This window comes from Aeromonas sp. TW 6 (assembly GCF_013168745.1).
Taxonomy (GTDB): domain Bacteria; phylum Pseudomonadota; class Gammaproteobacteria; order Enterobacterales; family Aeromonadaceae; genus Aeromonas; species Aeromonas caviae.
Genome location: NZ_JABERS010000003.1, coordinates 141,564 through 154,433 on the forward strand (window position 1 = coordinate 141,564; position 12,870 = coordinate 154,433).

At 62.9% G+C, this 12,870-nt stretch carries 15 protein-coding genes and 1 riboswitch; of the genes, 13 read left to right on the top strand and 2 right to left on the bottom strand.

Going from position 1 to position 12,870, the window contains the following annotated elements:
• Positions 1 to 53: 53 nt before the first annotated feature.
• The gene (gene narL, locus HKD46_RS02455; RefSeq protein WP_039038841.1) at positions 54 to 692 is read right to left on the bottom strand and encodes a two-component system response regulator NarL; all 639 of its coding nucleotides are present in this window, start codon (positions 690 to 692) and stop codon (positions 54 to 56) included.
• A complete protein-coding gene (narQ, locus tag HKD46_RS02460; protein ID WP_041215515.1) occupies positions 692 to 2,404 on the bottom strand; it encodes a nitrate/nitrite two-component system sensor histidine kinase NarQ in 1,713 nt (570 codons plus the stop codon). The genes narL and narQ overlap by 1 nt, the downstream gene beginning before the upstream one ends.
• 78 nt (positions 2,405 to 2,482) lie before the next feature.
• Positions 2,483 to 2,622, top strand: a riboswitch (molybdenum cofactor riboswitch).
• On the opposite strand from narQ, the gene moaA reads away from it, so the two are divergent.
• The 13 genes from moaA to modA all read left to right on the top strand — a co-directional run bounded on the left by moaA (position 2,610) and on the right by modA (position 12,769).
• Complete coding sequence (gene moaA, locus HKD46_RS02465) at positions 2,610 to 3,605, top strand: GTP 3',8-cyclase MoaA (RefSeq protein ID WP_102948208.1); 996 nt, start codon at positions 2,610 to 2,612, stop codon at positions 3,603 to 3,605. It overlaps the preceding riboswitch by 13 nt.
• A 251-nt stretch (positions 3,606 to 3,856) precedes the next feature.
• On the top strand, positions 3,857 to 4,366 hold the full coding sequence (gene napF, locus HKD46_RS02470; RefSeq protein ID WP_041212734.1) for a ferredoxin-type protein NapF: 510 nt from the start codon (positions 3,857 to 3,859) through the stop codon (positions 4,364 to 4,366).
• Entirely contained in the window at positions 4,363 to 4,665 is a 303-nt protein-coding gene (locus tag HKD46_RS02475; protein ID WP_010674154.1) for a chaperone NapD, read from the top strand. Before napF ends, HKD46_RS02475 begins: the two co-directional genes overlap by 4 nt.
• 188 nt (positions 4,666 to 4,853) lie before the next feature.
• Entirely contained in the window at positions 4,854 to 7,343 is a 2,490-nt protein-coding gene (napA, locus tag HKD46_RS02480; RefSeq protein WP_010674155.1) for a nitrate reductase catalytic subunit NapA, read from the top strand.
• 16 nt (positions 7,344 to 7,359) lie between these two features.
• Positions 7,360 to 8,094, top strand: coding sequence for a ferredoxin-type protein NapG (napG, locus tag HKD46_RS02485; protein WP_171864878.1), 735 nt, complete (start codon positions 7,360 to 7,362; stop codon positions 8,092 to 8,094).
• Positions 8,091 to 8,966: a quinol dehydrogenase ferredoxin subunit NapH gene (gene napH, locus HKD46_RS02490; RefSeq protein WP_171864879.1), complete on the top strand. Its 876-nt coding sequence runs from the start codon at positions 8,091 to 8,093 to the stop codon at positions 8,964 to 8,966. The genes napG and napH overlap by 4 nt, the downstream gene beginning before the upstream one ends.
• Positions 8,966 to 9,421, top strand: a complete 456-nt coding sequence (locus tag HKD46_RS02495) for a nitrate reductase cytochrome c-type subunit (protein ID WP_029314277.1) — start codon at positions 8,966 to 8,968, stop codon at positions 9,419 to 9,421. The genes napH and HKD46_RS02495 overlap by 1 nt, the downstream gene beginning before the upstream one ends.
• Positions 9,422 to 9,432: 11 nt before the next feature.
• Positions 9,433 to 10,023: a cytochrome c3 family protein gene (locus tag HKD46_RS02500; RefSeq protein ID WP_010674159.1), complete on the top strand. Its 591-nt coding sequence runs from the start codon at positions 9,433 to 9,435 to the stop codon at positions 10,021 to 10,023.
• A gap of 193 nt (positions 10,024 to 10,216) precedes the next feature.
• The gene (gene moaB, locus HKD46_RS02505) at positions 10,217 to 10,723 is read left to right on the top strand and encodes a molybdenum cofactor biosynthesis protein B (RefSeq protein ID WP_039038846.1); all 507 of its coding nucleotides are present in this window, start codon (positions 10,217 to 10,219) and stop codon (positions 10,721 to 10,723) included.
• Between the two features lie 50 nt (positions 10,724 to 10,773).
• A complete protein-coding gene (gene moaC / locus HKD46_RS02510; protein WP_069652762.1) occupies positions 10,774 to 11,268 on the top strand; it encodes a cyclic pyranopterin monophosphate synthase MoaC in 495 nt (164 codons plus the stop codon).
• The gene (gene moaD / locus HKD46_RS02515) at positions 11,265 to 11,510 is read left to right on the top strand and encodes a molybdopterin synthase sulfur carrier subunit (RefSeq protein WP_010674162.1); all 246 of its coding nucleotides are present in this window, start codon (positions 11,265 to 11,267) and stop codon (positions 11,508 to 11,510) included. Before moaC ends, moaD begins: the two co-directional genes overlap by 4 nt.
• 3 nt (positions 11,511 to 11,513) lie before the next feature.
• Positions 11,514 to 11,993: a molybdopterin synthase catalytic subunit MoaE gene (gene moaE, locus HKD46_RS02520; RefSeq protein WP_102948214.1), complete on the top strand. Its 480-nt coding sequence runs from the start codon at positions 11,514 to 11,516 to the stop codon at positions 11,991 to 11,993.
• Positions 11,994 to 12,046: 53 nt separating this feature from the next.
• Positions 12,047 to 12,769 carry a molybdate ABC transporter substrate-binding protein gene (gene modA, locus HKD46_RS02525; RefSeq protein WP_102948215.1) on the top strand — a complete coding sequence of 241 codons (723 nt, stop codon included), beginning with the start codon at positions 12,047 to 12,049 and terminating at the stop codon, positions 12,767 to 12,769.
• The last annotated feature ends 101 nt before the right edge of the window (positions 12,770 to 12,870 follow it).

The following is a 12,870-nucleotide window of genomic DNA, read 5'->3' on the forward strand; positions in this document are numbered from 1 at the left end:
GGGCCAGCAAGGAGGCACGGATGGTGACCCCTTGCTGACAGGAGGCCGGGACCTCAGTTGCGCTGTTCCAGGTACATGACGGCTGCTTCGACGCGGCTTTGGGCCTCGAGCTTTTTCAGCAGGCTCTTGACGTGGACCTTGACGGTTCCCTCGGAGATATGGAGCACGGAGGCGACCTGCTTGTTGGACAACCCCTTGGCGATTTCACGCATGATCTGCATCTCGCGTCGGGTCAGGCTCTCCAGCTTCTGCTGCAGGTGGTCCAGCTCGTAGATGTTCTCGAGATAGGGACGTAGCGGCTCGCTCAGGATCTGCTTGCCGGTCATCACGTCAGCCAGCTGGGCCAGCAGCATGTCAGGCTCGGTGTCCTTGAGCAGATAGCCGTCCGCGCCTGCCTTGAGCAGGGCAACCACATCCTGGCGGGCGTCAGAGACGGTCAGGATCACCACGCGGGAAGTCACCTCTTCGGCCCGCAGCGCCTTGAGGGTATCGAGACCTGACAACCCCTTCATGTTGAGGTCGAGCAGGATAAGGTCCGGTTCGGACTCTTTGGCCATGGCCACGGCGTCGGTGCCGTTGGAGGCCTCGCCAACCACGTCGATGTTATCTTCCAACTCCAGCAGTTGCACAATTCCCTTGCGCATCAGGGGGTGGTCATCCACGACCAGAACACTGTATTTCATCTCGTCCATCAGGCGTCTCTTGTTAGGCTGGTGGGAAAGGTTAGGTGTATGCGGGTGCCCCCGGAGGGCGGTTCACTGATGGTCAACTGGCCGCGCAATTTGCTGGCGCGTTCATTCATGATGCTGAGACCGTAGTGATTCACCGCCGAGCTTGCGCCCCTTATTCCAACACCATCGTCTGCAATCTGAACCTGGATGTTACCATCAGCCAGGGTCTCACAGCTAACGTCAATGTGCCGCGCGCTGGCATGCTTGATGGCATTGAGCACTGCCTCACGGATCAGCTGCAGGATGTGGATGTGCTGCCCCGCTTCAAGGTCGGTGTCCGTCAGTCCGTACTGGAGCCTGATGTCGGCGTGCGTCTGGGGTTTGAGCTGCTCGAGCATGACCGCGATGGCTTCACCCAGGTTGGCATCGCCGATGCTGAGGCGGAAGGTGCCGAGCAGTTCGCGCAACTGGGTATAGGCATTGCTGAGTCCCTCGTCGATCTGCTCCATGGCTGCCTCGGTCTTGGCCCTGTCCCCCTTGGCGAAGGAGCGCTTGAGCAGCGTGGCCTGGATCTTCAGGTAAGAGAGGGCCTGAGCGAGGGAGTCGTGCAGTTCACGGGCGATGACGGCGCGCTCTTCCATCAGCAGCAGGCGCTGGTGCTGCAGCAGGGTCTGATCCTTGTGCAGCACCTGGGCCAGCAACATGGAGAAGTTCTTCATCAGCCTCTCGTCGATGGGGTGGTCGCTTATCATGTCGAGCCGACCGTACTCCTCGTCATCCATCTGCAGGTAGAAGCTCACCACGGCGTCCAGATCCCCCGGCCACCCCTTGCGACCTGTGATGTAGACCGGCATCGCATTGTGCTCGAAGCGGGTTAGGCGGATGTACTCGATGTGCTGGTGGGCGGCGGCCCGCTCCAGCAGCTTTTGCAGGGTGCGGCGGCTGAGGGGCGCCGCGTGCAGTTTCTGGGCGGTGGAATAGAGGAAGGAGAGGGTGTCGTTGGCCTGTTGCAGCTTGGCCGTTTTCTCCTCCACCTTGCTCTCCAGCTCCCGGTAGAGTTTGCCAAGCTCGTCGGCCATGGTCGCGAAGGCCCCCGACAGCTCTCCCAGCTCGTTCTCACAGTGGGGGGGCAGGGTGAGATCGAATTCCTGACGCTGGATCTGGCGTGCGCAATAGACCAGCTGGTTGAGGGGCGCTACCACCTGCTGGCGGGTGAAGCGCACCGTGCACCAGGCGATGGTGATGATGGCGAGCAGCCCTAGCCCCTCTGCCAGGGCCAGCATGCGCACCTTGAACTCCACGTGGTACTGCATCTGGTTGACGAAGTCATCGATGGCGGCGACGAACTGCTCCGTATTGTCGGTATAACGGCTGGGAGTGGCATTCTCGATGTGTTCGCGCATCACTTGCCATTGCAGCAGGACTTCACCATAGGTGCGGCGCAGGGAGGCGGGCGTGATCCAGCGCTGGGTCTCCTGCAGCTCGGGGGCATGAAGGGTCTGTTCAAACTGGGCGAGCCGACCGAGGACGACCTGATCCTTCTCGATTTCATAGGCCATGCGGTAGGCCTGCATGCGCAGGGAGCCCGACAGGTTGATGGCCTTGGCATCGGGAACCGAATAGAAGAGGGTGACCATGGCCACCACGGCGATCAGGCTGGCCATGAACAGGATCAGCACCATGGAGCGACCGATGGCGCTGCTGACCGACTGCACTCTGAACCATTTTCCCATGCCGACCGGCTCCCTTTTCACCCACAAAGACCCCACAAAGTAGCATGGGAGTGTACTCCAAGTTGTGCTAGCATCGAAAAACTAGATGAACTCCGAGCGATTTTGCCTAAGTCATTGAGATAGGGGGAGATCGCCGTCAGCCGCTGTTCGAGCTGAAAGGGTCAGGAAAGAAATGCCCTGGCCTCCCGTATTTGGAAAGGTGTTTATGTTGCCACTTGAAGATGGTTTTTCCCGTCGCTTTTACTATTTGCGTCTGTCGGTCACCGACGTCTGCAATTTCCGCTGTACCTACTGTCTGCCGGACGGCTATCACCCGCCGAAAGGAGATGGTGAGGGGCGCCAGTCCTTCCTCTCCCTGGAGGAGATCCGTCGCGTTGTCTCCGGGTTTGCCGCCATGGGGACGCGCAAGGTGCGTCTGACCGGAGGCGAGCCCTCCCTGCGCCGCGACTTCACGGCCATCATCGAGACCGTGGCCAATACTCCCGGCATCGAGAAGGTGGCCATGACCACCAACGGGTATCGCCTCAAGGAGCGTGCCCGCGAGTGGTTCGATGCGGGGCTGACGGCCCTGAACGTCAGCGTCGACAGCCTGGATCCCCGCCAGTTCCACCAGATCACTGGCGAGAACAAGCTGGCGGAGGTGATGGCGGGGATAGACGCCGCCCTGAGTGCCGGTTTTCGGTCGGTCAAGATCAACGCCGTGCTGCTCAAGGGACTCAATGATCATCAGCTCGAGACGTTCCTCGTCTGGATCCTGGACAAACCCATCGAGCTTCGTTTCATCGAACTGATGCAGACCGGCGAGATGGACGCCCTGTTTCGCGATCACCATACCAGCGGTGAACTCATCAAGCAGCGCCTGCAAGAGAGCGGCTGGGTGCAGCAGCTGCGCGGCCTGGATGATGGCCCTGCCCAGGTGTTCACGCATCCGGACTCGAGGGGCGGGGTGGGGCTCATCATGCCCTACAGCAAGGATTTTTGCGCCGGTTGCAACCGGCTGCGGGTCTCCTCCAAGGGCAAGCTGCACCTGTGTCTCTTTGGCGACAACGGGGTGGAACTGCGGGATCTGCTCACCGATGACAGCCAGCAGGAGGAGCTGCAATGGCGTATTCGCCAGGCGCTGACCGGCAAGGCCGCCACCCATCGCCTCCATGAAGGCAATGCAGGCATGACACCCCACCTGGCCTCCATCGGCGGCTGACAGCCGCCGTGCACCTCAAATAACCTTCGATTAATTATCAATCCTCACATAGGGGTAATTTACCTTGCCCCTGCTGTGTCTAATTGCGCCAAGGGTTTGATCCAGCGCAAGAATCCCCCCTGTTTATCTCCCTGGTGGTATATCCCCTGACTTGTCAGGGCCGCAATATACACCCACGCTTATAATTGGTATTGAAAATGCCAGTCACGGGATCCGCGCGGGGGCATCCGTCCCCGAAAAGAGGAGTCGATATGACCGACGGGGTCAACTTGTCACGCAGAGGCCTGTTTCGGGGACGCCTGAGCGCCCCCAAGGCCGGGATCCAGTTGCCCTGGTCCGTCTCCTGGGACGAGTTCGTGGCCGGCTGCACCCGCTGCGGCGACTGTCTGGCGGCCTGTCCGGAGCAGATCCTGATCAAGGGAGACGGGGGCTTCCCCACGGTGGATTTTCACCGCGGCGAGTGCACCTTCTGCACCGAGTGTGTCAGCGCCTGCCAGGCGCCGGTGTTCAGGCCGACAACCCAGACACCCTGGGAGTATGTGGCCCATATCGAGGCGGGCTGTCTGGCCACTGCTCAGGTGTTCTGCCAGCGCTGTCAGGACAGCTGCGAGCAGCAGGCCATCCGCTTTTCCCCCCGGCTGGGGCGCGTACCCACCCCCGGCATCCATGCCGAGTCGTGCAACGGCTGCGGGGCCTGCGTGGCGGATTGCCCAGTGGGCAGTATCAGCATCGGTCTGTCTCGTGGCGAGGCTTCGCGATGACCCAAGAGACGAACAAGTTGGAAAACGGTGATATGACGCGAGAAGAGTTCCATGTATCCAGCCTGGTGGTGCTGACCCAGCCCGATCTGCGCCACGCCCTGGCAGAGCGGATTGCGACCCTGGACGGGGCCGAGATCCACGCCGTCAGCGAGGAGGGCAAGCTGGTGGTGACCCTGGAGGGGCCGAGCCAGCGCCCCATCATGGCGGCCATCGACACCATTCAGGGGTTGCCCGGGGTGCTCTCTGCGGCCCTGATCTACCACCAGTTCGATGAAATGGACGCCGAAGATGGGGAATAAGGCGTCATGTGGCAGAAGCGCAAGAGTCGTTCGCTGACCGCCATGGGTAATACACGGGATGCCGGGTCTGTTGTCTGCGTTCGATGAACGAAAGCCCAGAGCAAAGGAATAAAGCGCCATGGAGCTGAGCCAGCGCGGCTCGTCACAATGGCTGTCATTGATGTGATTAAGCAATGCGAGGATATGTCATGAAGCTGAGTCGACGCGACTTTATGAAGGCCAATGCGGTGGCGGCAGCCGCTGCCGTGGCCGGTGTCAGTGCCCCCACTCTGGCGGCGAACCTGATCACCAGTACCGACAAGACCGCCATCACCTGGGACAAGGCGCCGTGCCGCTTCTGCGGGACCGGCTGCTCCGTGCTGGTGGGCTCCCAGGCTGGCCGCGTCGTGGCGACCCAGGGGGATCCCGATGCACCGGTCAACCGTGGCCTGAACTGCATCAAGGGCTACTTCCTCTCCAAGATCATGTACGGGGAGGATCGCCTGACCCAGCCCATGCTGCGCATGACGAACGGCAAGTTCGACAAGAACGGCAACTTCGCCCCCATCAGTTGGGATCAGGCCTTCGACATCATGGCCGAGAAGTTCAAGGCGACCCTGAAAGAGAAGGGGCCGACCGCCGTCGGCATGTTCGGCTCCGGCCAGTGGACCGTCTGGGAAGGTTATGCCGCCGCCAAGCTGATGAAGGCAGGCCTGCGCTCCAACAACCTGGATCCCAATGCCCGTCACTGCATGGCCTCCGCGGTAGTGGGCTTCATGCGTACCTTCGGCATGGATGAACCCATGGGCTGCTACGACGACATCGAGCAGGCCGACGCCTTCGTGCTGTGGGGCTCCAACATGGCCGAAATGCACCCCATCCTCTGGTCACGCATCTCCGATCGCCGTCTGTCCCACCAGGATGTGCAGGTGCACGTGCTCTCCACCTTCGAGCACCGCAGCTTCGAGCTGGCGGACAACGGACTGGTGTTCACCCCCCAGACCGATCTGGCGATCCTCAACTACATCGCCAACTACATCATCCAGAACGACAAGGTGAACTGGGAGTTCGTCAACAAGCACACCCAGTTCCGCAAAGGAGTGACCGACATCGGCTACGGCCTGCGTCCCACCAACCCGCTGCAGCAAAAGGCCAAGAACCCGGACAGTGGCGACTCCACCCCCATGAGCTTCGAGGACTTCGCCAAGTTCGTGGCGGATTACGATCTGGAGTCCGTCTCCAAGCTCTCCGGCGTGCCCAAGGACAAGCTCGAGAAGCTGGCCCAGATCTATGCGGATCCGGACAAGAAGGTGGTCTCCTACTGGACCATGGGCTTCAACCAGCACACCCGTGGCGTCTGGGCCAACAACCTCTGCTACAACATCCACCTGCTGACCGGCAAGATCTCCCAGCCGGGCTCCGGCCCCTTCTCCCTGACCGGCCAGCCCTCCGCCTGTGGTACCGCCCGTGAAGTGGGTACCTTCGCCCACCGTCTGCCGGCGGACATGGTGGTCACGGATCCCAAACACCGCGCCATCGCCGAGAAGATCTGGAAGCTGCCGGAAGGCACCATCCCGGAGCAGGTGGGCTACCACGCCGTGCTGCAAAACCGCATGCTGAAAGACGGCAAGCTCAACGCCTATTGGGTGATGTGCAACAACAACATGCAGGCCGGCCCGAACATGAACGAAGAGGCGCTGCCCGGTTATCGCAACCCGGCCAACTTCATCGTGGTCTCCGACCCTTATCCGACCGTGACCGCCCAGGCGGCCGACCTCATCCTGCCCACCGCCATGTGGGTGGAGAAAGAGGGGGCCTATGGCAACGCCGAACGTCGCACCCAGTTCTGGCACCAGCAGGTGAAGGCACCGGAAGGAGCCAAGTCCGACCTGTGGCAGCTGATGGAATTCTCCAAACGCTTCACCGTGGAAGAGGTGTGGCCGGCTGAGTTGATTGCCAAGATGCCGGAAGTGAAGGGCAAGACCCTGTTCGACGTGCTCTATGCCAACGGCCAGGTGAACCAGTTCCCGAAAGAGCAGAGCAAGGGGGCCCTGAACGACGAGGCCGAGCACTTTGGTTTCTACGTCCAGAAGGGGCTGTTCGAGGAGTACGCCTCCTTCGGTCGCGGCCATGGCCACGACCTGGCGCCGTTCGATCAGTATCACGAAGCCCGCGGCCTGCGCTGGCCTGTGGTGGACGGCAAGGAGACCCTGTGGCGCTACCGCGAAGGGTTTGACCCTTATGTGAAAGCGGGCGAAGGGGTGCGCTTCTACGGCAAGCCCGACGGCAAGGCGGTCATCTTCGCGTTGCCCTATGAGCCGGCTGCCGAAGCTCCGGACAAAGAGTACGACATGTGGCTCTCCACCGGTCGCGTGCTGGAGCACTGGCACACCGGCACCATGACCCGTCGCGTGCCCGAGCTCTATCGCGCCTTCCCGGATGCGGTGCTCTTCATGCACCCGGAAGATGCCAAGGCCCGTGGCGTGCGCCGTGGGGAAGAGGTGATCGTCTCCTCCCGCCGGGGCGAGGTGAAGACCCGGGTCGAGACCCGGGGCCGCAACCGCCCGCCCAAGGGACTGGTGTTCATGCCCTTCTTCGACGCGAGCCAGCTGGTCAACAAGCTGACCCTGGACGCTACCGATCCGCTCTCCAAGGAGACGGATTACAAGAAGTGCGCCGTCAAGGTCATGAAGGCCTGAGGCGGGGGAGCGCGAGATGAGTCGTAGTCGGCGCCAGTTTCTGGCCGACATGGCCAAGGGGGCCTGCGGTGTGGGCCTGCTTGGTGTGGGGCTCGGCGGAGTGGCGCGCCAGCAGGTGCAGGCTTTGCCTGCCCAGGCGCTGCGCCCGCCGGCCGCCCTCGACGAGGCCGAGTTCCTCGGCGCCTGCGTGCGCTGCGGGCTCTGCGTCGAGGCCTGCCCCTACGACACCCTCAAGCTCGCCCGGCTGTTTGAACCCGTGACCACCGGCACCCCCTACTTCAAGGCGCGCGCCGTCCCGTGCGAGATGTGTGACGACATCCCCTGCGTGGTGGCCTGCCCGAGCGGGGCGCTGGATAGGGCCATGACCGACATCGATCAGGCGCGGATGGGGGTGGCGGTGCTCATCGATCACGAGACCTGCCTCAACTACTTGGGGCTGCGCTGCGACGTCTGCTACCGGGTCTGTCCCCTCATCGACAAGGCCATTACCCTGGAGCTGCAGCACAACCCGCGCACCGGCAAGCACGCCATGTTCCTGCCCACGGTGCACAGCGATCTCTGTACCGGCTGCGGCAAGTGCGAGCACGCCTGCGTGCTGGAGGAGGCGGCCATCAAGGTGGTGCCTCGCGGGCTTGCCAAGGGGGAGCTGGGTCACCACTACCGGCTCGGGTGGGAAGAGAAGGAGAAGGCGGGCAAGTCCCTCATCGGCGACAGGCTCACTCTGCCGACCCGCAAACCGGAGGGTCTATGAGTCGGTATCCGGGGGCCGAGGCCACGGCCAGGCTGGGGTGGTGGCGTGCCCACCGCTTCCTGCTGCTGCGCCGGCTCTGCCAGTTCGGGGTGCTGGGGCTGTTCCTGCTGGGGCCGCTGGCGGGCATCTGGATCCTCAAGGGCAACCTCTCCAGCTCCCTGTTGCTGGAGACGGTGCCCCTCACGGATCCCCTGACCCTGTTGCAGTCGGTGGCGGCGGGCCAGTGGCCCATCCCCACCCTCTGGCTCGGGGCCGGTTTGGTGCTCGCGGGTTACTGGCTGGTCGGGGGGCGGGTGTTCTGCTCCTGGGTCTGTCCGGTCAACCTGGTCACCGATGCCGCCGCCTGGCTCAGGGGGCGGCTCGGGCTCAAGGGCAACGGTCAGTTCAGCCGCACCACCCGCTACTGGCTGCTGGCCATGGTGCTGGTGGCGCCGGCCATCGCTGGCGTGCTGGTGTGGGAGCTGGTCAATCCGGTGTCGCTCACCCTGCGCGGCCTGCTGTTTGGCATGGGGGCGGGCTGGGCCTTGCTGGCGGTGCTGTTCCTGTTCGACCTTTTTGTGGTGGAGCGGGGCTGGTGCGGCCACCTCTGTCCGGTGGGGGCCTTCTATGCCCTGGTCAACCGGGTCGGGTTCATCAAGATTGCAGCCTCGGGGCGCGAGCGGTGCAGCAACTGCATGGATTGTTATGCGGTCTGCCCGGAGCGTCCCATCCTGCGCGGCCCCGTTCACGGTGCCAGGCGTGGTCACGGGCCCTTGATTGCGGCTCAGGAGTGTACCAACTGCGGCCGTTGCATCGATGTCTGCGCGGAGCAAGTTTTTGAAATCACTGTAGGTTTTGCCGTCAAGGCAGAGAAAACGTCGGAGAACACATAATGAAGAAGCTGATTGGAGCAATGCTGGCCTGCCTGATGGCGGGTTCCTTGATGGCGGCCGTCCCCGAGATCACCAACAGCACGGGGGGCATCAAGTCGGAGCGGGGAAGCACGGATCTGGTGACGGATGCCGACGCGGCCCCCATGAAGAACTTTCGCAAGGATGGCGACCTCTACGATCGCCAGTACATGCACCAGCCCCCGCTGATCCCCCACGACACCCGCAACTATGAAGTGGACAACAAGGTCAACAAGTGCCTGGCCTGTCACAGCTTCAAGAACGCCAGTGCCATGAAGGCCCCCAAGATCAGCCCCACCCACTTCGAGACCCGCGACGGCATGACCCTAGGCGAAGTCTCTCCGCGCCGCTACTTCTGTCTGCAGTGCCACGTGCCGCAAGCGGATGCCAAGCCGCTGGTGAACAATACCTTCAAACCGGTTGAAGCGCTGAACTGAGGAACCCATAGATGAAATTACCCGGCTTTGTGAAGCGTCTGTGGACCACCTTCAAGTCACCGTCGAAGGCGGCCCTCTGGGTCATCCTGCTGATGGGCTTCTTCGGTGGCGTCATCTTCTGGGGCGGGTTCAACACCGCCATGGAAGCCTCCAACACCGAGGCCTTCTGCACCGGTTGCCACGAGATGAAGGACAACGTGTTCGTGGAGTACCGCGACACCATCCACTACGCCAACCGCTCCGGCGTGCGGGCCAGCTGCCCGGATTGCCACGTACCCCACGAGTGGACCTACAAGATCATCCGCAAGGTGCAGGCCTCCAAGGAGCTGTGGGGCATGATCACCGGCAAGGTGGATACCCGCGAGAAGTTTGAATCCCACCGGCGGGAGATGGCCGAGCGGGAGTGGCAGCGGATGAAGGAGACGGATTCGCGCGAGTGCCGCAACTGCCACAACTTCGAGTACATGGACTTCTCCCTGCAGGGGCGTCGGGCCGCCCAGATGCACTCCACCAACCTGGCAAGCGGGGCCAACACCTGCATCGACTGCCACAAGGGGATTGCGCACCAACTGCCTGACATGAAAGGGGTGCCGGGCTTCTGATGGGAAGGCCGCCGGATCCCCGGGATCCGGCGGCCTTCGAGATTAATGGGCAATGACGCCCCCCAGCCAGACATCTTTTGATAGAATCCCTTCCCGGCAACGCGGCGCCCACCGGCTCCTTTCATGGCTGGCACCACGGTGCGGCGCGTTCACCTCATCCTCTCGTGGTCAATGATTGACAGGAATGGCCCCAATGGCACCCAAACACAGCGAATTCATCCCTCTCAAGATCGCCGTCCTGACGGTTTCCGACAGTCGCACCGCTGCCGATGACAGCTCGGGGGACTATCTGGTCGAGGCCCTGACCCAGACCGGCCACGTGCTGGCCGATCGGGCGCTCTGCCCCGACAACCTGTTTCGCATCCGCGCCCAGGTGAGCGACTGGATTGCCGACGAGGGAGTCCAGGTGGTGCTCATCAACGGCGGCACCGGCTTCAACGAGCAGAACCGGGTGCCCGAGGCGGTCGGCGTGCTGTTCGAGCGCACGGTGCAGGGCTTTGGCGAGATGTTCCGCCAGCTCTCGTTTGCCGAAATCAAGGGCTCTGCCATGCAGAGCCGTGCCCTGGCAGGGCTCGCCAATCGCACCCTGATCTGCTGCCTGCCCGGCTCCACCGGCGCCTGCCGTCTGGGCTGGGAACAGCTTATCCGGGATCAGCTCGATGCCCGTACCCGGCCGTGCAACTTCGTGACCCATCTGTGATCCCGGGAGTAAACCCGGATCATCCATCTTATTTTTCGATAGGGGCATAGATGAACCTGACCCATCTCAACCAGAGCGGCGAGGCCCACATGGTGGATGTCACCGACAAGCAGGTGACCGAACGCGAGGCCCGCGCCGAGGCTTTTGTGACCATGGCCCCCGAGACCCTGGCGTTGATCCTGAGTGGTCAGCACCACAAGGGGGACGTGTTCGCCACCGCCCGCATCGCCGGCATCATGGCGGCCAAGAAGACCGCCGACCTTATTCCCCTCTGCCATCCCCTGGCTCTGACCCGGGTGGAGGTAGAGATAGCCCCCCAGGCGGCGCACAATCGGGTCCATATCCGCACCCTGTGCAAGCTCTCGGGCAAGACCGGGGTGGAGATGGAGGCGCTCACCGCCGCCTCGGTGGCGGCCCTGACCATCTACGACATGTGCAAGGCGGTGCAAAAGGACATGGTTATCGAGCAGGTGCGTCTGGTGGAGAAAAAGGGCGGTAAATCCGGTCATTTCCAACTGGGTGAGACCAAAGGAGAGCAGGCATGATCAAGGTTCTGTTTTTTGCGCAGGTGCGTGAGCTGGTCGGCTGCGACGAGCTGAGCCTGCCTTGCGACTACGCCAGTGCCGATGCCCTTCGCGCCGCCTTGAGCGAGCGGGGTGACAAGTGGGCGCTGGCGCTCGAATCCGGCAAGCTCCTGGTGGCGGTCAACCAGACCCTGGTGCCGCTGGATACCCCCCTCCATGACGGGGATGAGGTCGCCTTCTTCCCGCCGGTGACCGGAGGTTGAGCCATGAGCGACGTAGCCATCACAGATCGCATTCTGGTGCAGCGGGCTGACTTCTCGCTGGCCGACGAATATGCCCGCCTTGCTGCCCGGCAGGACACAGGCGCGATTGTCAGCTTTGTCGGCAAGGTGCGCGACTTCAATCAGGGGGAGCATGTGAAGGGGCTGGCCCTCGAACACTACCCCGGCATGACCGAGAAGGCGCTGACGAACATAGTGGCCGAGGCCCGCAGCCGCTGGCCCCTGCAGGAGTGTACCCTCATTCACCGCATCGGCGAGCTGCTGCTCGGGGATCAGATCGTGCTGGTGGTGGTGAGCAGTGCCCACCGCGAGGCGGCCTTCGAGGCCTGCCACTTCATCATGGATTTCTTGAAAACCCGGGCGCCGTTCTGGAAAAAAGAGCTGACCGCCGACGGGGTGCAACGCTGGGTCGAGGCCAGGGCGAGCGATGACGCCGCCCTGGCCCGCTGGCAACAAGGGGAGTGAGCCTCGAGCTCGTGTCAATCGATCCGGCGTGCCGGAACATAAGGAGCAACGGAATGAAGAGATGGGTATCCCTGTTGGTGCTGGGGATCGGCGCCATGTACAGCGGTGCTGTGCTGGCTGACGAGGTCAAGGTGGCGGTGGCGGCCAACTTCAAGGGCACCATAGAGCGCATCGGCAAGGAGTTCACCGCCAAGACCGGCCACAACATCGCCATCAGTTCGGCGGCCACCGGCGTGCTCTATACCCAGATCACCCACGGTGCGCCCTTCGATCTCTTCCTCTCGGCCGACGTGGCGACCCCTCAAAAGCTGGAGTCGGAAGGCAAGGGGAGCGAACGCTTCACCTATGCCATCGGTCAGCTCGGCCTCTGGCAGAAGGGGGGGCCTGCTCCTGACGAGGCCACCTTGCGCCACTGGCAGGGGGAGCTGGCCATCGCCAATCCCAAGACAGCGCCCTATGGCGCCGCCGCCATGGCGACCCTGGCTCATCTCAAGATCGATCCCAAGCAGTATCGGGTGCTGACCGGCACCAACATCAGCCAGACTTGGCAGTTTGTCGATTCCGGCAATGCGAAGCTGGGCTTTGTCGCCTGGGCCAATCTGGTGGAGGCGGGCAAGACCGGCGAAGCCTGGGCGGTGCCGGCCAGCTTCTATCCCCCCATCGAGCAGCAGGCCCTGGTGCTGAAGAAAGGGGCGGCGGTGGATGCCCTGGTCGCCTGGCTCAAGGGGCCGGGACAGGCGCAGATCAAGGCGGCGGGTTACGCCCTGCCGCAGTAAGCGCCCGGCGTCTGCCGGGGGCTGGCCAGCCCCGTGCTGGCCAGATCCGGTGCCTGACGTGTCCCAAGGCGGCGCCCGTCATGACGGCGCCCTGTTTTTTA